At 73.7% G+C, this 20400-nt stretch carries 19 protein-coding genes; 8 read left to right on the top strand and 11 right to left on the bottom strand.

Annotation, left to right across the window (positions count from 1 at the left end; all coding sequences use genetic code 11):
* Positions 1 to 24: 24 nt before the first annotated feature.
* Positions 25 to 762: a DUF5701 family protein gene (locus tag B5Y66_RS15760; RefSeq protein WP_245807157.1), complete on the bottom strand. Its 738-nt coding sequence runs from the start codon at positions 760 to 762 to the stop codon at positions 25 to 27.
* A 256-nt stretch (positions 763 to 1018) separates the two neighbouring features.
* Here B5Y66_RS15760 and acnA point away from each other — a divergent pair, with 256 nt between their 5' ends.
* Positions 1019 to 3784 carry an aconitate hydratase AcnA gene (acnA, locus tag B5Y66_RS15755; protein WP_079575414.1) on the top strand — a complete coding sequence of 922 codons (2766 nt, stop codon included), beginning with the start codon at positions 1019 to 1021 and terminating at the stop codon, positions 3782 to 3784.
* A 110-nt stretch (positions 3785 to 3894) separates the two neighbouring features.
* On the opposite strand, the gene B5Y66_RS15750 is transcribed toward acnA, so the two are convergent.
* Complete coding sequence (locus B5Y66_RS15750) at positions 3895 to 4791, bottom strand: alpha/beta fold hydrolase (protein ID WP_079575413.1); 897 nt, start codon at positions 4789 to 4791, stop codon at positions 3895 to 3897.
* Between the two features lie 75 nt (positions 4792 to 4866).
* Between B5Y66_RS15750 and B5Y66_RS15745 the strand changes: the two genes are divergently transcribed.
* On the top strand, positions 4867 to 5556 hold the full coding sequence (locus B5Y66_RS15745; RefSeq protein ID WP_139820913.1) for a TetR/AcrR family transcriptional regulator: 690 nt from the start codon (positions 4867 to 4869) through the stop codon (positions 5554 to 5556).
* A 37-nt stretch (positions 5557 to 5593) separates the two neighbouring features.
* On the opposite strand, the gene B5Y66_RS15740 is transcribed toward B5Y66_RS15745, so the two are convergent.
* The 7 genes from B5Y66_RS15740 to guaB1 all read right to left on the bottom strand — a co-directional run bounded on the left by B5Y66_RS15740 (position 5594) and on the right by guaB1 (position 11101).
* Positions 5594 to 6046: a DUF1801 domain-containing protein gene (locus B5Y66_RS15740; RefSeq protein ID WP_079575411.1), complete on the bottom strand. Its 453-nt coding sequence runs from the start codon at positions 6044 to 6046 to the stop codon at positions 5594 to 5596.
* Positions 6047 to 6091: 45 nt separating this feature from the next.
* Complete coding sequence (locus B5Y66_RS15735) at positions 6092 to 6490, bottom strand: SRPBCC family protein (protein ID WP_079575410.1); 399 nt, start codon at positions 6488 to 6490, stop codon at positions 6092 to 6094.
* A 110-nt stretch (positions 6491 to 6600) separates the two neighbouring features.
* Positions 6601 to 7353: an AraC family transcriptional regulator gene (locus B5Y66_RS15730; protein ID WP_079575409.1), complete on the bottom strand. Its 753-nt coding sequence runs from the start codon at positions 7351 to 7353 to the stop codon at positions 6601 to 6603.
* Positions 7354 to 7399: 46 nt separating this feature from the next.
* Positions 7400 to 7702, bottom strand: a complete 303-nt coding sequence (locus tag B5Y66_RS15725) for a putative quinol monooxygenase (RefSeq protein WP_079575408.1) — start codon at positions 7700 to 7702, stop codon at positions 7400 to 7402.
* Positions 7703 to 7879: 177 nt separating this feature from the next.
* A complete protein-coding gene (locus tag B5Y66_RS15720; RefSeq protein WP_079575407.1) occupies positions 7880 to 8830 on the bottom strand; it encodes an aminoglycoside phosphotransferase family protein in 951 nt (316 codons plus the stop codon).
* A 119-nt stretch (positions 8831 to 8949) separates the two neighbouring features.
* Positions 8950 to 9645, bottom strand: a complete 696-nt coding sequence (locus B5Y66_RS15715) for an NUDIX hydrolase (RefSeq protein ID WP_079575406.1) — start codon at positions 9643 to 9645, stop codon at positions 8950 to 8952.
* A gap of 7 nt (positions 9646 to 9652) precedes the next feature.
* On the bottom strand, positions 9653 to 11101 hold the full coding sequence (gene guaB1, locus B5Y66_RS15710; protein ID WP_079575405.1) for a GMP reductase: 1449 nt from the start codon (positions 11099 to 11101) through the stop codon (positions 9653 to 9655).
* A gap of 194 nt (positions 11102 to 11295) precedes the next feature.
* On the opposite strand from guaB1, the gene dxs reads away from it, so the two are divergent.
* Complete coding sequence (gene dxs / locus B5Y66_RS15705; RefSeq protein ID WP_079575404.1) at positions 11296 to 13191, top strand: 1-deoxy-D-xylulose-5-phosphate synthase; 1896 nt, start codon at positions 11296 to 11298, stop codon at positions 13189 to 13191.
* On the opposite strand, the gene B5Y66_RS15700 is transcribed toward dxs, so the two are convergent.
* The gene (locus tag B5Y66_RS15700) at positions 13188 to 13994 is read right to left on the bottom strand and encodes a helix-turn-helix domain-containing protein (protein WP_079575403.1); all 807 of its coding nucleotides are present in this window, start codon (positions 13992 to 13994) and stop codon (positions 13188 to 13190) included. The genes dxs and B5Y66_RS15700 overlap by 4 nt on opposite strands.
* A gap of 88 nt (positions 13995 to 14082) precedes the next feature.
* Here B5Y66_RS15700 and B5Y66_RS15695 point away from each other — a divergent pair, with 88 nt between their 5' ends.
* The 5 genes from B5Y66_RS15695 (at position 14083) to B5Y66_RS15675 (ending at position 19261) form a co-directional block, all read left to right on the top strand.
* Positions 14083 to 14511 carry a nuclear transport factor 2 family protein gene (locus B5Y66_RS15695; RefSeq protein WP_079575402.1) on the top strand — a complete coding sequence of 143 codons (429 nt, stop codon included), beginning with the start codon at positions 14083 to 14085 and terminating at the stop codon, positions 14509 to 14511.
* Positions 14512 to 14554: 43 nt separating this feature from the next.
* Complete coding sequence (locus B5Y66_RS15690; protein ID WP_079575401.1) at positions 14555 to 15217, top strand: HAD family hydrolase; 663 nt, start codon at positions 14555 to 14557, stop codon at positions 15215 to 15217.
* 96 nt (positions 15218 to 15313) lie between these two features.
* Complete coding sequence (pflB, locus tag B5Y66_RS15685; protein ID WP_079575400.1) at positions 15314 to 17584, top strand: formate C-acetyltransferase; 2271 nt, start codon at positions 15314 to 15316, stop codon at positions 17582 to 17584.
* Between the two features lie 2 nt (positions 17585 to 17586).
* Positions 17587 to 18456 carry a pyruvate formate-lyase-activating protein gene (gene pflA, locus B5Y66_RS15680; RefSeq protein ID WP_079575399.1) on the top strand — a complete coding sequence of 290 codons (870 nt, stop codon included), beginning with the start codon at positions 17587 to 17589 and terminating at the stop codon, positions 18454 to 18456.
* A gap of 52 nt (positions 18457 to 18508) precedes the next feature.
* On the top strand, positions 18509 to 19261 hold the full coding sequence (locus B5Y66_RS15675) for a PIG-L deacetylase family protein (protein ID WP_079575398.1): 753 nt from the start codon (positions 18509 to 18511) through the stop codon (positions 19259 to 19261).
* A gap of 17 nt (positions 19262 to 19278) precedes the next feature.
* Here the strand turns inward: B5Y66_RS15675 and B5Y66_RS15670 are convergent, their stop codons facing one another.
* On the bottom strand, positions 19279 to 20388 hold the full coding sequence (locus B5Y66_RS15670; protein ID WP_245807156.1) for a carboxylate-amine ligase: 1110 nt from the start codon (positions 20386 to 20388) through the stop codon (positions 19279 to 19281).
* Positions 20389 to 20400 lie beyond the last annotated feature (12 nt).

The following is a 20400-nucleotide window of genomic DNA, read 5'->3' as shown; positions in this document are numbered from 1 at the left end:
AGCACGCTCGATGTCATTGCCGGGTCAGGCCTGCCGCGCGGCGGTCGAGGCGAACCCGAGCCAGGTGTGCCGGTTGCGCCACCAGCACCAGCCCACCTTGGCCGCGCCGCGCCGCTCTGCCCCGTCCCGGCCCGTGCCGTTCGAGATCCAGACGGCGGGCGTGCGCGCATCGTAGGAGCCGTTCGGCCGCCGCAGCCGGGACCCGATCGTCATGAAACAGACGTTCCGGGCGAGCGCGTCGGGGGACTGCAGCACCCAGTGGATCCCCTCGGCGAGGGTGAGCGGGCTGCGACCGCGCGCGGCGATCGCCGGCTCCGCCTCCTCGGGTGACCAGTTCGCCATCGCGTCGCCCCGGTCGGGGGCGGCGACGGCGTAGACGTCGGCGTCCGGCACATCGAGGCCGGGCACGGGGGCGAAGTCGTCCACGTCGGTCATGTCCGTGACGACGAAACCGCGGCGCTCCACGGCGTGCCCGCGGGCCGTCGTCGTGCGGCGCAGGTGCGGGGCGAGCGCCGACGGAGCCAGGAGCCTGGGGTGGACCACCAGCAGCGACCCGGCCGGTGCCGTCGGCTCCAACGCCGCGGCGGCGTCGCGCAGCGCGGCGGGGGAGAGCGTCTCGGCCGGGACGATGCCACGCGCCAGGAGCAGCTCGGCCTGCGCGGTGAGCGGCGGCAGGAGCTCACCGGTCTGCGGTTCAGGGTCGGCGCTGGGCCGGGTGTCGGGCAGGGTGTCGGCGGTGGCGGCGGGGGTGCGCGACGGCATGGGCGTCCTTCCGGTCGAGGGCAGCTGGACAACGCCCTGGCCACAGCGCTTGTTCCCGTGCGGCGTACGGGATCTCTCGCCATCGAGTACGCCGGGGACCTGACGCCGAGATATCTTGACGTCAAGATATATGGGCTATGCTGACCAGGTGCCCGGCGTACGCTGGGCGGAGCCCCCCAGAACCACGGCGTCGGGACCGTCGCGCCGCAGCGCGCACACGGTGCCCTCGCCGGCCAGCCCCGCAGAAGGAGCCGCAGTGAGCAGCGTGGACACGTTCGGATCGAAGGGAACGCTGGAGGTCGGCGGGAAGGCCTACGAGATCTTCCGCCTCTCCGCCGTCGAAGGCGCCGAGCGCCTCCCGTACTCCCTGAAGATCCTCGCCGAGAACCTCCTGCGCACCGAGGACGGCGCCAACATCACGGCCGACCACGTGCGCGCCCTCGCGTCCTGGGACCCGGACGCCCAGCCCGACACGGAGATCCAGTTCACGCCCGCCCGCGTGATCATGCAGGACTTCACCGGCGTGCCCTGTGTCGTCGACCTCGCCACGATGCGCGAGGCCGTCGCGGAGCTCGGCGGCGACCCGAAGCGGATCAACCCGCTCGCCCCCGCCGAGATGGTCATCGACCACTCCGTGCAGATCGACGTCGCCGGCCGCGCGGACGCCTTCGCCCGCAACGTCGAGTTCGAGTACGAGCGCAACCACGAGCGCTACCAGTTCCTGCGCTGGGGCCAGACGGCGTTCGACGACTTCAAGGTCGTCCCCCCGGGCACCGGCATCGTGCACCAGGTCAACATCGAGTACCTGGCGCGCACGATCATGACCCGCGAGGTGGAGGTCGACGGGCAGAGCGTGCTGCGCGCCTACCCCGACACCTGCGTCGGCACCGACTCGCACACCACGATGGTCAACGGGCTCGGCGTCCTGGGCTGGGGCGTCGGCGGCATCGAGGCCGAGGCGGCCATGCTCGGCCAGCCGGTGTCGATGCTCATCCCGCGCGTCGTGGGCTTCAAGCTGGCGGGCTCCATCCCGGCCGGCGTGACCGCGACCGACGTCGTCCTCACCATCACCCAGATGCTGCGCCAGCACGGCGTGGTCGGGAAGTTCGTCGAGTTCTACGGCGCGGGCGTCGCCCAGGTGCCGCTGGCCAACCGCGCCACCATCGGCAACATGTCGCCGGAGTTCGGCTCCACCGCCGCGATCTTCCCGATCGACGACGTCACCCTGGACTACCTGCGCCTCACCGGCCGCAGCGACGAGCAGCTCGCGCTCGTCGAGGCGTACGCCAAGGAGCAGGGCCTGTGGCTCGACCCGAGCTCGGAGTCCTACGTGGAGCCGAAGTTCTCGGAGTACCTCGAGCTCGACCTCGGCACCGTGGTGCCGTCGATCGCCGGCCCGAAGCGCCCGCAGGACCGCATCGAGCTGTCGAACGCCAAGTCGGCGTTCGCCCGTGACCTGCCGGCCTACGCCCCCGAGGTCATCGACTCCGTGGACGAGGCCGAGAAGGAGTCGTTCCCGGCCTCCGACTCGCCGTCCACGCACGCCCAGGTGCGGCGCACCGTGCCGGTGACGGACAGCGAGGGCACGCAGTTCGACCTGTTCCACGGCGCGGTCGCGATCGCCTCGATCACCTCGTGCACCAACACCTCGAACCCGTCGGTCATGCTCGCCGCGGCGCTCCTGGCGAAGAAGGCCGTCGAGAAGGGCCTCACGTCCAAGCCGTGGGTCAAGACCTCGATGGCGCCCGGCTCGCAGGTCGTCACGAACTACTACGAGAAGGCCGGCATGTGGCCGTACCTGGAGAAGCTCGGCTTCCACCTGGTCGGCTACGGCTGCGCCACCTGCATCGGCAACTCCGGCCCGCTCGACGAGAAGATCTCCGAGGCGGTCAACGAGCACGACCTGTCGGTCGTCTCGGTGCTGTCCGGCAACCGCAACTTCGAGGGTCGCATCAACCCCGACGTGAAGATGAACTACCTCGCGTCCCCGCCCCTGGTCATCGCGTACGCGCTGGCCGGCACCATGGAGTTCGACTTCGAGTCCGATCCGCTGGGTCGCGACGAGGCCGGTAACCCGATCTTCCTGCGCGACATCTGGCCGTCGCCGGAAGAGGTGCAGGCGACGATCGACTCGTCGATCGACCGCGGCATGTTCACCAAGGACTACGCGGACGTGTTCACCGGCGACGACCGGTGGCGGGCGCTCGAGACCCCCGAGGGCGACACGTTCTCCTGGGACTCCGAGTCCACCTACGTGCGCAAGCCTCCGTACTTCGAGGGCATGGGCGCGCAGCCGGAGCCGGTCGCGGACATCGCCGGCGCGCGGGTGCTCGCGAAGCTCGGTGACTCGGTCACCACCGACCACATCTCGCCCGCCGGTGCCATCAAGGCGGACAGCCCGGCCGGCGTGTACCTGGCCGAGCACGGCATCGGGCGCCGTGACTTCAACTCCTACGGCTCGCGCCGCGGCAACCACGAGGTCATGATCCGCGGCACGTTCGCGAACATCCGCCTCAAGAACCAGCTGCTGGACGGCGTCGAGGGCGGCTTCACGTTCAACTTCGTGAAGAACGCCCAGGACACCATCTACGACGCGGCGCAGGACTACGCGGCGCAGGGCACCCCGCTGGTGGTGCTCGGCGGCAAGGAGTACGGCTCCGGCTCGTCGCGCGACTGGGCCGCGAAGGGCACCGCGCTGCTGGGCGTCAAGGCGGTCATCACCGAGTCGTTCGAGCGCATCCACCGCTCCAACCTCATCGGCATGGGCGTGCTGCCGCTGCAGTTCCCGGCCGGCGAGAACGCCGGGTCGCTGGGGCTGGACGGCACTGAGACGTTCGACATCGCGGGCATCACGGAGCTCAACGAGGGCACCACGCCCTCGACCGTGCGCGTGACCGCCGCGAAGGCCGACGGCTCGGTCGTCGAGTTCGACGCCGTGGTGCGCATCGACACGCCGGGCGAGGCGGACTACTACCGCAACGGCGGCATCCTGCAGTACGTGCTGCGCTCGCTCGTCGCCTGACGGGTCTCGCACCGACGGCGCCCCGTCCCTCTGCAGAGGGGCGGGGCGCCGTCGTTCCCTGACGGTGTCGTGTCGGTGCCGCCGGCGGGAGTCGCCTTCGTCGGCACGGGTCAGGAGGAGGCCGTCGAGGCCGGGAAGCGCGCGGCGCTGCGGGCGCCGTTGCGCGCCGTGATGTGGTCGACGACGGCGTCCAGCACGTCGTGGTCGTCGAGGATGCGGTTGTGGCCCAGGCCGGAGGTGACGAGGAGCTCGCTGCCCGGGTGGGCGGCGTGCAACCGACGTGCCTGGACCGGGCCGACCATCCGGTCGTCGACGTCCTGGACGAAGAGCGTCGGAAGGCCTGCCGGCACAGGGTGCGCGACGAGGTCGATCCGGGCACGCGCATCCGTCACGCCGCCGGGGAAGCTCAGGGCGACGTGATCGCAGAACCGGTCGTGCAGCCGGTCGGGGAGCCCGGCGAGGCGCAGGAACGCCTCGGCCACCGCGTCGAAGCCCGTCGAGGTGGAGAGGGTGGCGAACCGGTCGGCGGCGAAACCGTCGTGGAGCGCCAGCCCGGCGGCCAGCCCGCCCACGGAGTGCCCCACGACGCCGGCGAAGGTTCCCTCCACCTCCTGGACCGCGTGCATCGCGGCGACCTGGTCCAGGGCCGACATCCGGCGCCCCGACGAGTCGCCGTGCGCCACGCCGTCGAAGGAGACGACGGCCAGCCCGGCGTCCTCGAACGCCCGGACGAGCGCGGCGAGCCGGGAGGCGCGGTGCCGCCACCCGTGCACGAGCAGCACGCGGGGGGCGCCGGCGTCGCCCCATCGGTAGGTGACGATGCGGTCGCCGGCGACCCGGACGGTCCCGCGGGTGGCGCGCTCGTGGACGGCGCGGTCCACGGGTCGGACGGGAGCGGGCGGGCCGACGTGCCAGAAGGCGCGCGTGCCCAGGCGGATCGCGAGCGGGGGAGCGACGGCGGACAGCGCACGGAAGCCCGTGCTGACGGCGGTCGGGACGTAGGGCACGAGAGACCTCCTGAGCGAGAAACTGTACGATCGTTCGCACAGTATCACTGAACGAACGGTCGTACACTCGTGCGCATGAGTGCTTCAGCTCCTGCCGCGACCACCGGCGCGGCCCCCGGCGCCGTCGACGGCCGACGACTGCGCGGTGACCGCACGCGCCGGGCGGTCCTCGACCGGGCGGTGCACGCGGCGTCCGTGGAGGGCCTCGACGGCCTGACCTTCGGCACGCTGGCGGCGTCCGTTCCTGTGAACAAGAGCGGCATCGCCGGGCTGTTCGGCTCGAAGGAGGGCCTGCAGCTCGCGGTGGTGGCGCACGCGCGCGACGTCTACCGCGCGACCGTGGTGCTCCCGGCTGCCGGGGGGGAGCCCGGGCTCGCCAGGCTGTGGAGCACGGTGCTGGCCTGGTTGACCTACTCCGAGGAGCGCGTCTTCGACGGCGGCTGCTTCTTCCGTGCGGCGGCGACGGAGCTCGACGCCCGCACGCCCGGCCCGGTGCGGGACGCGGTCGTGGCCGCGCTGCGGGACTGGGACGCCTACCTCGTGCGCCTCGCGACGGGCGCCGTCGAGCGGGGCGAGCTCGCGGAGGGCACGGACGTCGGCCAGCTCGTCTTCACGCTCGACGCGGTGCTCGATCGCGCCGACCTCGCGTCCGTGCTCCTCGCCGACCCGGACGCGTACGCGCGGGCGCGCCGCGCCGCGCGCGGTCTGCTCGCCGCCGCAGGCGCCGACCCTGCCGCACTGTCCGCCGACGGCCTGGACGATTGAGCGCGCGCCGTCCACCGGGTGCCCTGCCCGTGGGGGCCTAGGGCTGCCCGCCTTCGCGCGCCCGCAGGCCGTACGTCCCGGTCGTGAGCGTGGCGTACGACGCGGCGACGATCTCCTCGAGGACGCCCAGGTCCACCTGCGCGAGGTCCTTGAGGTACAGGCAACCCACGCCGGTCGAGTGCGGGCCGAGGCGGGCAAGCGCGCCGGCGTGCGCCTCCACGCCGTCCGAGAGGTACACGACGCACGCCGCCGCGCGCGGGGAGAAGCCCGCCGCGGCGGCGTGGCCCGTGCGCCCGCTGGCGTAGGTGTACCGGTACTCCCCGAACCCGACGATCGAGGCGCCGAACATCCGCGGGGGCTGCCGGGTGACGCGCTCCATGAGCGCGAGCAGGGTCTCCGCGTCCCGTCGCCGGAGCGGGCGTGCGACCTCGGCGACGAACGCGCGCGGGTCGGCGTCGGTCCAGGTGGTTCGCGGGGTGTCTCCGGCCATGGGACCAGTCTGCCTGCTCGTGCGGCCGCGGTGGCGGCCGGTCAGCTACCCGGCCGCGAGGTGGCGTCGCAGCAGGGGTGCCGTCCGGTCCATCGTGGCGGCCAGCCAGTCGGTCAGCTCGTCCGGCAGGGTGTCATGGGTCCAGACGAGCCGGGACCGGCCGTCGTCCAGGGCGAACACCTGCATCGACGTGTTGTCGTGCCGCACCTCGTCGCCGATCCAGGCGTAGGCCAGACGGCGGGCCCCCTCGTCGCGCCCCACGAGCCGCTCCCGCGCGGTCGTGCCGTCGGCGAAGGTCAGCTCCCGGACGTCCGGTCGCACCATCCGGCTCCCGGTCAGCGCACCCCCGGACATGCGCATCGGGCCGCTCTCGAAGTCGCCCACGATCGCCCACACCGATTCCGGCGACGCGTCGACGACGATCTCTCGTACCACTGTGGCCATGGGTCTGCTCCCATTCATCGTTGGCTGTGCTCCGACCTGCTGACCGGCTGTGCTCCGACCTGCTGACCCGCTCGGGCCACCGAGATCCGCGCGGTGCGGTGACCGTGAGCTCACGGCCGAAAGCTGGCCCGGTACTCCGTCGGCGTCCGGCCGGTCAGCTCCTTGAACGCGGCGTTGAAGGCGGACAGCGAGGCGTACCCGACCGCGAACGCGATGTCGGTGACCGGCGCGTCCCCCGCGGCGAGCTCCTCGATCGCGGCCACCACCCGCATCCGGCGCAGCACCGCCCGCCAGGTCATACCGGCCTCCTCCTCGAAGCGCCGTGCCAGGGAGCGTGGCGCGAGGCCCACCTCGGCGGCCACGTCCTCGAACAGGACCCCGTCGCCGAGCCGCTGCTCGGTCAGCGCGAGGGCCCGGCGCAGCTCCGGTGACCGGCCGGCGGGCACGACGACCGGGCTCGGCTGCCGGGCGAGCCTCCAGGTCACGGCGGCGAGCGCGGCGAAGAGTGCCTCCGCGTACGCCGTGAGCGGCTCGTCGGACTCGCCCCACGTGCGGCACCCTGCCAGCAGCTCGCGCGCCAGCGGGTCGAGGTCGAAGACGGTCAAGGGTGCCGGCGGGGTCGGGGCGAACCCGGTGTCGAAGAGGACCGACGCGGTCGTGGCCGGCCGCGGGATGCTCACCCGGATCGGCCGGCCCGCCTCGATCAGTGCGGCCCGCGCCGGCGGCAACAACCACGCCTGGCCCTGCGCCTCCAGCCGCAGGGTCCCGGCGGAGGCGCAGAGCAGGTAGTGGCGGTCCGGGCACAGGTCGCGAGCGGGCTGCGGCGCGAACGTGCGGACGAAGCTGTACGCCCCGCGGGTCATCGACGGTCTCGCACAGGCCGATCCTAGGGGCCTGTCGCGGCACCGGTCAGGCCACCGTCTCCAGCAGGTCGGCACGGAAGCGTCTGCTCTGGGGCGCGTCGGTCATCATCGGCCGGATCGTCGCGCTCGACCGCGCGAAGGAGTCGGACCTCAGGTAGCCGGCGAACGCGGCCTCGTCGTCCCACTCGTGGACCACGGCGATCGCGGTGTCGTCCTCGCGCGCGGCGTAGACCCGGAAGGCGACGTTGCCTGGCATGGCGCGCACCCGGTCGCCCTCCGCGTCGAACTGGGCGAGGGCGGCGGGACGGTCGGTGGCAGCAGTCCTGAAGTCGAGGATCGCGATGAACATGGGGGCCTCCTGGAGCCGGCGGCGGCAGCCGCGAAAACGGGGACGTCCCGATCCTCCGGCAGCACCCGCGGGGCGCGCCCCCGCCGGCAGGACACGTTCACGCCCCCAGCGGACACGCCACGACCCGGCGGACGCGCGGCGCTGCTCGCCGACGCGCGACCGACGCCTCGGCCCTCCTCAGTCCGCCTCGGCGAGGAGCGCCGGGAGGGCGTGCCGGCCGATGGGGACCATGCGGGGGTGCAGCTCGGGGTGCGCGAGCATGTTCGTGGCGAACAGCAACGACCAGCCCGCCGCGCGCGCCCAGGTCCCGTCGTCCCAGCCGATGCCCCCGTTCGCGCGCGCCTGGATCTCGGCCCGGCAGGCGGCGCGTCCGGCATCGTCGAAGCACAGCCACAGCGAGCCCAGGTCGGAGGCCGGGTCGCCGGAGGTCACGTCGCCCCAGTCGACGACGGCGGCAAGCCGGTCCGGCCGCCCGTCGCCGCCGGGGGCCACCACCAGGTTCGCCGGGTGCGGGTCGCCGTGCAGCCACACCGGCGGTCCGTCGTGGGCGGTGGCGTCCAGAGCGCGGTCCCAGAGGCGCCGCGCCGCCGCGCCGCGCACCCCGGCGGGGGCGGCCGCGAGGCGCGCATCGAGGGCCGACGGGTCGCGCGCCTCCGCGCGCTCGCGCAGCGGCACGCCGCGCACAGGGTTCGCCGGCGCGTCGTCAGGTGCGGGCACGTGCACCGCGGCGAGGAGGCGGCCGAACGTCCGCGCCCACGCGGTGCGGGCGGGCACCGGGGTGGCCTCGGCGCTCACGCCGTCCGCCCACGGCACGACGTTCCACGACCACGGGTAGCCCAGCGCCGGGCTGGGGCGGCCGACGCGAACCGGCGCCGGCACGACGACGTCGGGCACCACGGCGCGGAGCCGTGCGGCCAGCGCGGGCAGCGCCTGTTGCTCGTGCTCGACGAGAGGCGCCGCCAGCGCGCGCCGGGGCAGCCGGACCGCGAGGTCGTCGCCGAGGCGCACCATGACGTTGTCCCAGCCGTTCGCCACGATCTCCAGGGGGCGTCCGGCCAGGTCGGGGTGCTGCTCCGCGAGCAGCGCGCGGGTCAGGGGGACGTCGACGTCGATCTCGGCGGCAGGCACCGGGACATCATCGCCGATTCGTCGCCGGGCCGGCGCGGTCCCCGGCGCCCTGCGCCGGCCCCCCTACCCCGAGCGGCGGCCCGTCGTGCCCGCCGTCGCCCGCTGGGCGGTCCTGACCGTCAGAGCTCGCGCTCGCGGCCGCGGTCCCACGGCTCCGTCCACCCGAGCCGCCGGAAGGCGGCGTCGAGGATGCCCGCCGTGAACCCCCACACCAGGTGCGGCACGCCCTCGGCGTCGAGGATCTCGAATCCCGGCCCGCGCCAGGTCTGGTCGCCGCGCCGCAGCACGGTCGTGACCCGGTGGCCGGGGTCGAGCAGGTCGGCCACGGGCGCACGGAAGACGTGCGACGACTCGGCCACGTCGACGACGCGCACGGGGGTAGGCCGCGCCCACCACCCGAGCACGGGCGTCACGAGGTGGTTGCTCACGGGCATGGGGAGCTCGGCGAGCGTGCCGAGCACCTCGACGCCGCCGACGTCGAGCCCCGTCTCCTCGACGGCCTCGCGCAGCGCGGCGTCGACCGGCGTCTCGCCGTCCTCCGCGCGCCCGCCGGGGAAGGCGACCTGCCCCGCGTGCGAGCGCAGGGTGGCGGCACGCTCCAGGAGCAGCACGTCGAGGTCGTGGGCGACGGCGAGCGCCTGGGCGTCGTGGTCGGCGTCGAGGTCGTCGAGGACGCCGAAGAGCACGAGCACCGCCGCGGGGCGGGCGGACGCGGCGTCCAGGTCGCCCCGCGACAGGCCCCAGTCGGACAGGAACGCCCCGTCCGACGCCAGCGCGGCGAGCTGGGCCCGGGCGGCGTCAGACCCCGCGGTCATCGCTCGCTCACCAGCTCGTGGCGACCGGCATGCCCTCGGCGTAGCCGGCGGCGGACTGGACGCCCACCAGCGCACGGTCGTGGAACTCCCCGAGCGTGCGGGCTCCGGCGTACGTGCAGCTGGAGCGCAGGCCCGAGGTGATCTCGTCCAGGAGGTCCTCCACTCCGGGGCGCAGCGGGTCGAGGTACATCTTCCCGGTGGAGATGCCCTCCTCGTACAGCGCCTTGCGCGCGCGGCCGAAGGCGGATCCCGCCCCGGCGGTGCGCGCGGCGACGGCCCGCGCGGAAGCCATGCCGAACGAGTCCTTGTACAGGCGCCCCGTGCCGTCGTCGTGCAGGTCGCCGGGCGACTCGTACGTGCCGGCGAACCACGAGCCGACCATCACCTGCGACGCGCCCGCGGCGAGCGCGAGGGCGACGTCCCGCGGGTGCCGCACCCCGCCGTCCGCCCACACGTGCTTGCCGAGCTCGCGCGCGGCGGCCGCGCACTCCAGCACCGCGGAGAACTGCGGCCGGCCGACGGCGGTCTGCATGCGCGTGGTGCACATGGCACCCGGGCCCACGCCCACCTTGAGGATGTCCGCGCCGGCGGCGACGAGGTCGCGCACGCCGGCGGCGGTCACGACGTTGCCCGCGACGACCGGGACCTGCGGGTCCACGGAGCGCACGGCCTCGAGGGCCTGCAGCATCTTGCCCTGGTGCCCGTGCGCGGTGTCGACGACGAGCACGTCGACGCCCGCGTCGAGCAGCTCACGGGTCTTGGCCGCGACGTCGCCGTTGATGCCGACGGCCGCACCGACGCGCAGGCGGCCCGCGGCGTCGAGCGCCGGGCGGTAGACGGACGAGCGCACGACGCCCTTGCGCGTGAGGACGCCCGCCAGCAGGCCGTCGCGCACCACGGGTGCCAGGTGGATCTTCGCGGCGTGCATCTGCTCGAACGTGGCCTCGAGACCGTCCGCCTCGAGCTGCGCGGCGTCGAGCGCGACCAGGTCCTCCGACATCACCTGGTGCACCTGCGCGAACCGGTCGACGGCGGCGCAGTCGCTCTCGGTGACCACGCCCACGGGCTTGCCGTCGGCCACCACGACCGCCGCGCCGTGGGCGCGCTTGCCGAGCAGGGTCAGCACGGTGGAGACGGTGTCCGAGGGGGCCACCACGACGGCCGTCTCGATGACGGGGTCCTTGGACTTCACGTCGGCGACCACGTCGGCGACGACGTCGACCGGGATGTCCTGCGGGATGATCGCGATCCCGCCGCGCCGGGCGACGGTCTCCGACATCCGGCGGCCCGCGACGGCCGTCATGTTCGCGACCACGACGGGGATCGTGGTCCCGGTGCCGTCGTCCGAGGACAGGTCGACGTCGAAGCGGCTGGTCACGTCCGAGCGGGACGGGACCATGAAGACGTCGCCGTAGGTGAGGTCGGTGGTGGGCTGCTGCCCGTCGAGAAAGCGCACAGGTGTCCCCTGGGAGATGTGTCGGGTGAGGACGAGCCACCTGGGTCGTCCGTCTCCCGAACGCTCGCCGGCGGTCACGTGTTCCCGTCGGCAGGGTCGAAACTACCCCCTGCCGCGCCCGCACGTGGCGGCGCGCGGACCGTGGGACGCTGCGGACCGCATATTGTGGTGTGGCTATGAACGTGGAGGTACGCATGAGCCTGCTGAGCAGCATCGGCTCGCCCGAGGACGTCCGCCGGCTCTCGCCGGAGCAGACGACGCAGCTCGCGGCGGAGATCCGGGCCTTCCTGGTCGACCAGGTGTCGCGCACCGGCGGGCACCTGGGTCCGAACCTGGGCGTCGTCGAGCTGACGATCGCGCTGCACCGCGTGTTCGCCTCCCCCCGGGACACCCTCGTGTTCGACACGGGCCACCAGGCGTACGTGCACAAGCTCCTCACGGGGCGGCAGGACTTCTCGGCGCTGCGCAAGGCGGGCGGCATGTCCGGCTACCCCTCGCGCGCCGAGTCCGAGCACGACGTGGTCGAGAACTCGCACGCGTCCACCGCCCTGTCCTGGGCGGACGGCGTCGCGAAGGCCAACGCCGTGCAGGGCCGGCCCGACCGGCACGTCGCCGCCGTCATCGGCGACGGCGCGCTCACGGGCGGGATGGCCTGGGAGGCGCTCAACAACATCGCCGCGTCGCAGGACCGGCGGCTCGTCATCGTGGTCAACGACAACGGCCGCTCGTACTCGCCCACCATCGGCGGCGTGGCGAACCACCTCCACACGCTGCGCACGACCCGCGGCTACGAGGCCTTCCTCTCGTGGGGCAAGCGCACCCTGCATCGCACCGGCGCGCCCGGGCGGTTCGCGTACGACTGGCTGCACGGGCTGAAGAAGGGCCTCAAGGACGTCGTCGCCCCGCAGGGCATGTTCGAGGACCTGGGGCTGAAGTACGTGGGCCCCGTCGATGGGCACGACGTGTCCGCGATGGAGCACGCGCTGCGCCGCGCCAGGGCCTACGGCGGCCCCGTGATCGTGCACGCGATCACGGAGAAGGGCCGCGGCTACACGCCGGCCGAGCAGGACGTCGCCGACCGGTTCCACGCCGTCGGGCAGATCCACCCCGAGACCGGCCTGCCCGTCGCGCCGTCCCGGTTCGGCTGGACCAAGGTGTTCGCGGACGAGATCGTGCAGATCGGCCGCGACCGGCCCGACGTCGTCGCGATCACCGCGGCGATGCTGCACCCGGTGGGGCTGGCGCCGTTCGCGGAGGAGTTCCCGGCGCGCACGTTCGACGTCGGGATCGCCGAGCAGCACGCCGCCACGTCGGCCGCGGGCATGGCCTTCGCCGGGCTGCACCCCGTCGTCGCCGTGTACGCGACGTTCCTCAACCGGGCGTTCGACCAGGTCCTCATGGACGTGGCCCTGCACCGGGCGGGCGTGACGTTCGTGCTCGACCGGGCGGGCATCACGGGGGACGACGGTGCCAGCCACAACGGCATGTGGGACATGGCGATGCTGCGCATCGTGCCCCGCCTGCGGCTCGCGGCGCCGCGCGACGAGCCGACCCTGCGCGCCGCGCTGCGCGCCGCGGTGGACGTGGACGACGCCCCGACCGTCGTGCGCTATCCCAAGGGCGCCGTGGGCGACCCGATCCCCGCGCTCGAGGAGCTCGACGGCGTGGACGTCGTCGCGCGGCACGTGCCCGGCACCCGCGCGGGCGGCCCGGACGGGCGCCGCGTGCTGGTCGTCGGCGTCGGCTCGATGGCGCCCGCGGCGCTCGGGGCGGGGGAGTCGTTGGCCGCCCACGGTCTGGCCGTCGACGTCGTCGCGCCCACCTGGGTGATGCCGGTGCCCGAGGCCCTCGTCAAGCTGGCCGGCGAGCACGACCTCGTGCTCACGCTCGAGGACGGCGTGGTGGACGGCGGGATCGGCGCGATGGTGGCGCAGCGGGCGGCCGAGCAGGGCGTGCGCACGCCGTTCGTGCACGTGGGCCTGCCGGTGCACTTCCTCGACCACGCCAGCCGCGACCAGATCCTGACGGCGCAGCGGATGCGCGCCGAGGACGCCGTGCGCGACGCGCTGGCCGTGCTCGCGCGCGACTAGCTCGCGCGCGACCCGGGAGCGCCGCCGGTCTCGAAGTAGGCGGCGCTCTCCTCGTCGGCCGGGTAGTACATCTCGATCGCCACCTCGTCGAGGGTGACGTCCCGCGGGGTGCCGAAGGTCGTGATGGTCGAGAACAGTCGCAGCTCGCGGCCGTCGACCCGCAGGTGCATCGGGATCGCGACGTCGGAGTCGATCGACGGGGTCGCCCGCCCCTCCGGGCTGTCGCTGTCGTCGGGGCCCGCCCCGAACAGCTCCTCGTAGAGCGCCGTGAGCACCGGGTCCGGCGCGGCGGCGAGCTGGCGTCCGATCCGGGAACGGAACATCGCCCGCACGTCGGCCAGGTTGACGACCAGCGGAGCGAGCCCGCGCGGGTCGAGGCCGAGCCGCACCAGGTTGACCGGCGGGCGCAGCAGGTCGGGGGCGACGTGGGCGAAGAACGGCTCGACGGCCCGATTGGTCATCACCACGTCCCACCGCCCGTCGAAGACGACCGCCGGGTACGGCTCGTGCGCGTGCAGCACGCGCGCGACGGCGTCCCGGGCGGCCCGGAGGGCGTCGCTGCCCAGCGGGCGTTCGGTGTAGCGCGGCGCGTGGCCTGCGGCGAGCAGGAGCCGGTTCCGTTCGCGCAGCGGCACGTCCAGCTGCTGTGCGAGCCGGAGGACCATCTCGGCGCTCGGGTTGGACCTGCCGGTCTCGACGAGGCTCACGTGCCGGGCCGAGACGTCGGCCGCGATCGCCAGGTCGAGCTGGCTGATCCGCCGGCGACGGCGCCAGCCACGCAACAACTCCCCGACCGTCTGCACGGACCACGACGGTAGACGGCCGCGTGGCCGAGCGCCATGAAACGGGAGTTCATCGACACCGGCCGGGGCGCCGGAAACACTCACTGGCATGAACACGACGAGCACAGCGACAGAGAACCCTGTCACCGAGAGCGCGGCCGCGGAGAACCTGCGCCACGTCCAGCAGGTCGTGGGGGAGGTGTTCGGGTCGGGCGACCTCGGGGCGCTCGAGCGGATCCTCGCGGACGGCTTCGTGCACCATCGACCGGACTCCTCGAGGACACGGGAGGAGTGGGTGGCGGGTCTCCGCGAGTCGCTGGCGGGGGCCCCGGGCATGCAGGTCGAGGTGCAGCACCTGCTGACAGACGGCGACCACGTCGTCATGCACTCGCGACGCCTGCTCCCCGGCGGCGCCTCGATCACCGGCATCGACATCTGGCGGTTCGACGACGGCCGGATCGCCGAGGCGTGGGAGATCCTCGAGCCGGCGGCGGAGTCTGCCGCGCACCTGAGGTGGTGGCAGCCCGCGGAGGGCTGAGACGCGGGTGCGTCCCGGCGCCGGGCCCTCGTAGAGTCGGGCCGTGATCTGGCTGTTCGACCTCGACAACACCCTCGTGGGGCGCGACGACGCCTTCGCCGCCTGGGCCGCGACCGCCGTCGCGGACGCCGGGCGCGGGCCCGACGACCTCGCCGCGATCGTCGCGGCCGACCAGGGCGGCTTCGGCTCCAAGGCGGCGCTGGCGCGGGAGCTGATCGACCGGCTCGGCTGGGCCGACGACGTGCCGGCGGGGATCGAGCGGTTCCGGGGCGGCATCCTCGAGCACGTGCGCGCGTACGACGGCGTGCTGTTCTCCCTGGACGTGCTGCGCGGCGCCGGGCACCGGGTCGCCGTCGTCACGAACGGCACCTCGGCGCAGCAGCGAGGCAAGGTCGCGCGCTGCGGACTCGAGACGCACGTGGACGCGGTCGTGGTCTCCGAGGAGGAGGGGGTCGCCAAGCCCGACCCGCGCATCGTCGAGATCGCGCTCGACCGGCTCGGCGCCGCGGACGTCGACCGGCACCAGGTCTGGATGGTGGGCGACGCCGCGCACGCGGACGTCGCCGTCGGCCGGGCCGCCGGGACCCGCACCGCGTGGGTCTCGCACGGCCGGTCGTGGGACGGACCCGACCGGCCGGATGTCGTCGCGGCGACGACGCGCGAGGCGATCGCGCGCGCGGCGTCGCCCGCCGTCCGGTCGCGGTAGCGCGCTCCCTGTCTCGGACGTCACAGCCCCGCACCCTCGCTTGTGAAAGTTTTCACGATATCCTGAGGTCGTTGGCCCGACCCTGAGGAGCGAGGCATGACGATCGACACGGCACGCACCACGACCGCCGGTGACACGACCGCCGCATGGCAGGGATTCACCCCCGGCCCGTGGTGCGACGAGATCGACCTGCGCGACTTCATCCAGCGCAACTACACGCCGTACACCGGCGACGACTCGTTCCTCGCGGGGCCGACGGAGCGCACCACCGGCGTGTGGGCGAAGCTCTCGGCGATGTTCCCGGCCGAGCGCGAGCGGGGGGTGTACGACGTCGACCCGCACACGCCGGCGGGCATCACCGCGCACGGACCGGGCTACATCGACGAGGACGCCGAGCTCGTCGTGGGCCTGCAGACCGACGCCCCGCTGAAGCGGGCCATCATGCCGAACGGCGGCTGGCGCATGGTCGAGGGCGCCCTGAAGACGTACGGCTACCCGGTCGACGAGAACCTGCGGAAGGTCTTCACCGAGTACCGCAAGACCCACAACCAGGGCGTCTTCGACGTCTATCCGCCCGCCGTCCGCGCCGCGCGCAGCTCGCACATCATCACCGGCCTGCCGGACGCCTACGGGCGCGGCCGCATCATCGGCGACTACCGCCGCGTGGCCCTGTACGGCGTCGACGCTCTGGTCGCGGCCAAGAAGGTCGACAAGCTCGGCCTCGACGTGCAGCCGTTCGGCGAGTCCGTGGCGCGCGAGCGCGAGGAGCACGCGGAGCAGATCCGCGCCCTCGGCGAGCTCAAGGAGATGGCCGCGTCGTACGGCTACGACATCTCCGGCCCGGCGACCACCGCCCGCGAGGCCGTGCAGTGGCTGTACTTCGGCTACCTCGCCGCGGTGAAGGAGCAGAACGGCGCCGCGATGTCGCTGGGACGCACGTCGACGTTCCTCGACGTCTTCATCGAGCGGGACCTGGCCGCGGGGCGCCTCACCGAGCCCGAGGCGCAGGAGATCGTCGACGACTTCGTCATCAAGCTGCGCATCGTGCGCTTCCTGCGCACCCCGGAGTACGACGCCCTGTTCTCCGGCGACCCGACGTGGGTCACCGAGACCATCGGCGGCATGGGCGAGGACGGCCGCCCGCTCGTCACCAAGAACTCGTTCCGCTTCCTGCAGACCCTGTACAACCTGGGGCCGGCGCCTGAGCCGAACATGACCGTCTTCTGGAGCCCGCGGCTGCCCCGAGGGTTCAAGGACTTCTGCGCCAAGGTCTCGATCGACACGTCGGCCGTGCAGTACGAGTCGGACGAGCAGATCCGGCCCGCCTGGGGCGACGACGCGGCCATCGCGTGCTGCGTCTCGCCGATGGCCGTCGGCAAGCAGATGCAGTTCTTCGGCGCTCGCGTGAACCTCGCCAAGGCGCTGCTCTACGCGATCAACGGCGGCAAGGACGAGGTCACCGGCAAGCAGGTCTCGCCCGCGTTCCCCGCCGTCGCCCCCGGCCTGCCGCTCGACTACGACGACGTGCGCGCCCGCTTCGACCGCACCATGGACTGGCTCGCGGAGACGTACGTCGAGGCGCTGAACTGCATCCACTGGTCGCACGACAAGTACGCGTACGAGCGGCTCGAGATGGCCCTGCACGACAGGGACGTGCTGCGCACGATGGCCTGCGGCATCGCGGGTCTGTCGGTCGCAGCGGACTCCCTGTCGGCGATCCGGTACGCCACCGTGATCCCGGTGGCGGACGAGCGCGGCATCGTCGTGGACTACGAGACCGACGGTGACTGGCCGGCCTACGGCAACGACGACGACCGTGTCGACGCGATCGCCGTCGAGCTGGTCGAGTCGTTCATGGCCAAGATCCGCAGCCACAAGATGTACCGCGACGCGGTGCCCACCCAGTCGGTGCTGACGATCACGTCCAACGTGGTCTACGGCAAGGCCACCGGGAACACCCCGGACGGCCGCCGCGCGGGCGAGCCGTTCTCGCCGGGCGCCAACCCGATGAACGGCCGGGACACCCACGGCATGCTCGCCTCCGCCCTGTCGGTGGCCAAGCTGCCCTACGACCAGGCGCAGGACGGGATCTCGCTGACCAACACCGTCGTGCCGTCCGGCCTCGGCCGCACCCGCGAGGAGCAGGTGGCGAACCTGGCCGGCCTGCTCGACGCGTCCGTGGGCTCAGGCGGCTACCACATGAACGTCAACGTCCTCGTGCGCGAGACGCTCGAGGACGCGATGGAGCACCCGGAGAAGTACCCGCAGCTCACGATCCGCGTCTCCGGATACGCGGTGAACTTCGTGCGGCTGACCCGCGAGCAGCAGCTGGACGTGCTGTCGCGGACCTTCCACGGGGGGCTCTGACCATGACTGCCGGCCCGGCGTTGCTGGACGCCCCCTCCCGGCGCCGGGCCGGCGCCGGACTGCGGGGTATCGAGACGCTCGACCCGACCGACGTCGGGCGGTCCGAGCGCCTGGCGCTGATGCGCTCGGGCGAGCTCGGCTCCGTGCACTCCTGGGAGCTCGTCACCGCGGTCGACGGCCCGGGGACCCGCCTCACCGTCTTCCTCAGCGGCTGCCCGCTGCGGTGCCTGTACTGCCACAACCCCGACACGCTCGCGATGAAGGACGGCGAGCCCGTGCTCGCCGAGGACCTGCTGGCCCGCGTGGCGCGGTACCGCGGCATCTTCGACGCCACGGGGGGCGGCCTCACGCTCTCGGGCGGCGAGGTGCTCATGCAGCCCGCGTTCGCGGCGCGCGTCCTGCGGGGCGCCAAGGAGCTGGGCGTGCACACCACGCTCGACACCTCGGGCTTCCTCGGCGCGAACGCGACGGACGCGATGCTCGACGACACCGGCCTCGTCCTGCTCGACATCAAGGCGGGCGACGAGGAGACGTACCGGCGCGTCACGGGTCGCTCGCTCGCCCCGACGCTGCGCTTCGGGCGCCGCCTCGCCGAGCGCGGCGTCAAGGTCTGGGTGCGGTTCGTGCTGGTGCCCGGGCTCACCGACGACTCCGCGAACGTCGCGGCCGTCGCGCGGCACGCGGCCGACATCGAGGCCGTGCGCCCCGGCACCGTGGAGCGCGTCGAGGTGCTGCCGTTCCACCAGATGGCGCGCGACAAGTGGGCCGGGCTCGGCCGTGCCTACGAGCTCGACGACACCGAGCCCCCGAGCGCCGAGGCCACCGAGGTCGTCCGGGACGTCTTCCGCGCCCACGGGCTGACGACCTACTGAGAGGGGCGCCGCAAGGCGTGCCTGTGCGGGCGGGCGTCGCTAGCGTGACGGTATGACGACGCCCGACGACGCACCGCTGCGGCCCCTGGACGAGAGCTGGACGACGGCGCTCGCGGTGGTGGCGCACCCGGACGACATGGAGTTCGGCGCGGCCGCCGCGGTCGCGCGCTGGACGGGCCAGGGCAAGCGCGTGACGTACGCGATGGTGACCAGCGGCGAGGCCGGGATCGACGGCATGCACCCCGACGAGGCGCGCCGGGTGCGCGAGGAGGAGCAGGTCGCCTCCGCGCGCGCCGTCGGGGTCGACGACGTCGAGTTCCTCGGGTTCGCGGACGGGGTGATCGAGTACGGCCTGACGCTGCGCCGGGCGATCGCCGGTGCGATCCGGCGCCGCCGCCCCGAGGTCGTGATCACCGGCAACTACCGCGAGACCTTCCCGGGCGGGATGCTCAACCAGGCCGATCACATCGCGACGGGGCGCGCCGTCGTCGACGCCGTGCGCGACGCCGGCAACCGGTGGGTGTTCCGCGACCAGCTCGGGGCCGACGGGCTCGAGCCGTGGGGCGGCGTGCGGCAGGTGTGGGTCGCCGGGTCCCCCGACGCGGGCCACGGCGTGGACGTCACGGCGACCTTCGACGCCGGGGTGGCGTCGCTGCGCGCGCACGCCGCCTACCTCGACGGGCTCGGGTGGGAGCACTTCGACCCGGCGGAGTTCCTCGCGCGGATGACGTCGGCCACCGGGCCGCGGCTCGGCGTGGCGCACGCGACACCGTTCGAGGTGCTGCGGATGGGCTGGGACGACTGACGGCCAGGCGCGTGCGCTCAGGCGTGGGTGGCCTCGACGGCGCGGTCGACGACGGCGCGCAGGTCGCCCGACTCCGCGTGCCACGCGCGCTGCCGGGCGGCCCCGCCGCCGCCGGCCCACAGCCGCCCGAGCAGGTCGGTGACGGCGTCCAGATCCCCGGCGTCCACCAGTGCCTGGCGCACGTGCGCCACGAGCTGCCCGACGACGTCGTGCGCGGGCGCGGGCCGCCAGGTGTGCGGCGACAGCAGCTCCGTCGACAGCCCCGAGCGCCCGGCACGCCACGCGGCGGTGCGCAGCAGCTCCGGGCGCAGCACCGGCGCGGCGAGACCCTCGGCCGCCTCGCGGGCCGCCGTCTCGACGAGGCCGCGGGCGAGGGCACCCAGCAGGGTGGCCGTGTCGGCGTCGAGGCAGACGTCGGCCACGCGGATCTCGACGGTGGGGTAGCGCGACGAGAGCCGCGCGTCGAAGTAGACCATGTTCCGGTCGAGGATCGTCCCGGTCGCGACGAGGTCGTCGACCGCCTGACGGTAGGCCTCGGGCGACCCGAACGAGCGCGCCGGTCCCGACGTGGGCCAGCGCGCCCACACCTGCGAGCGGTAGCTCGCGAACCCGGAGTCCTCGCCCTGCCAGAAGGGGGAGTTCGTGCTGAGCGCGAGCAGCACCGACAGCCACGGCCCGATGCGGTCGAGCACGGCCACGCCCTCGGCGTCGTCGGCCACCGCGACGTGCACGTGGCAGCCGCTGGTGAGCTGCTCGCGCGCCGTGAGGCCGAACGCCGCCCGCGCCTCCAGGTAGCGCAGGCGGGCCACCGTCGTGCCCTCGAACGGCCACGGGGAGGTGGCCAGCGCCGCGACGCGTACCCCGACCCGGTCGGCCGCGGTCTGTGCGCGCTGCCGGCCCGCGCGGATCTCGGCGGCGAGCTCGGTGAGGTCGTGGCGCGGGTGCGTCGCCGTCTCGAGCTGTTCCTCCATGAACTCCGTCTCGAGCGCGCCCCCGCCGGTCTCGGGTGACCGGGTCAGGTCACCCACGACCTCGGAGGCGTCGAGCGCCTCGCTCGCCCGTGCGACCGGCCGTCCGTCGTCCCCCACCAGCAGGAACTCCTCCTCGATGCCCATCGTCCGCTTCATCGGGGAAGTGTC

Origin of the sequence: Krasilnikoviella flava (assembly GCF_900167525.1) — a bacterium.
In the GTDB taxonomy this organism is placed as follows: Bacteria; Actinomycetota; Actinomycetes; order Actinomycetales; family Cellulomonadaceae; genus Isoptericola; species Isoptericola flavus.
This window is presented reverse-complemented; position numbering and strand designations above follow the sequence as displayed.

Excerpts from the sequence above, each read along its gene's own strand:
- B5Y66_RS15730 (WP_079575409.1), bottom strand. The coding sequence starts at position 7,353 with ATGACCCGCGGGGCGTACAGCTTCGTCCGCACGTTCGCGCCGCAGCCC.
- B5Y66_RS15760 (WP_245807157.1), bottom strand. The coding sequence starts at position 762 with ATGCCGTCGCGCACCCCCGCCGCCACCGCCGACACCCTGCCCGACACC.
- B5Y66_RS15715 (WP_079575406.1), bottom strand. The coding sequence starts at position 9,645 with ATGACCGCGGGGTCTGACGCCGCCCGGGCCCAGCTCGCCGCGCTGGCG.
- B5Y66_RS15725 (WP_079575408.1), bottom strand. The coding sequence starts at position 7,702 with ATGTTCATCGCGATCCTCGACTTCAGGACTGCTGCCACCGACCGTCCC.
- B5Y66_RS15740 (WP_079575411.1), bottom strand. The coding sequence starts at position 6,046 with ATGGCCGGAGACACCCCGCGAACCACCTGGACCGACGCCGACCCGCGC.
- B5Y66_RS15735 (WP_079575410.1), bottom strand. The coding sequence starts at position 6,490 with ATGGCCACAGTGGTACGAGAGATCGTCGTCGACGCGTCGCCGGAATCG.
- pflA (WP_079575399.1), top strand. The coding sequence starts at position 17,587 with ATGACTGCCGGCCCGGCGTTGCTGGACGCCCCCTCCCGGCGCCGGGCC.
- B5Y66_RS15745 (WP_139820913.1), top strand. The coding sequence starts at position 4,867 with ATGAGTGCTTCAGCTCCTGCCGCGACCACCGGCGCGGCCCCCGGCGCC.
- dxs (WP_079575404.1), top strand. The coding sequence starts at position 11,296 with ATGAGCCTGCTGAGCAGCATCGGCTCGCCCGAGGACGTCCGCCGGCTC.
- B5Y66_RS15670 (WP_245807156.1), bottom strand. The coding sequence starts at position 20,388 with ATGAAGCGGACGATGGGCATCGAGGAGGAGTTCCTGCTGGTGGGGGAC.
- B5Y66_RS15695 (WP_079575402.1), top strand. The coding sequence starts at position 14,083 with ATGAACACGACGAGCACAGCGACAGAGAACCCTGTCACCGAGAGCGCG.
- pflB (WP_079575400.1), top strand. The coding sequence starts at position 15,314 with ATGACGATCGACACGGCACGCACCACGACCGCCGGTGACACGACCGCC.
- B5Y66_RS15675 (WP_079575398.1), top strand. The coding sequence starts at position 18,509 with ATGACGACGCCCGACGACGCACCGCTGCGGCCCCTGGACGAGAGCTGG.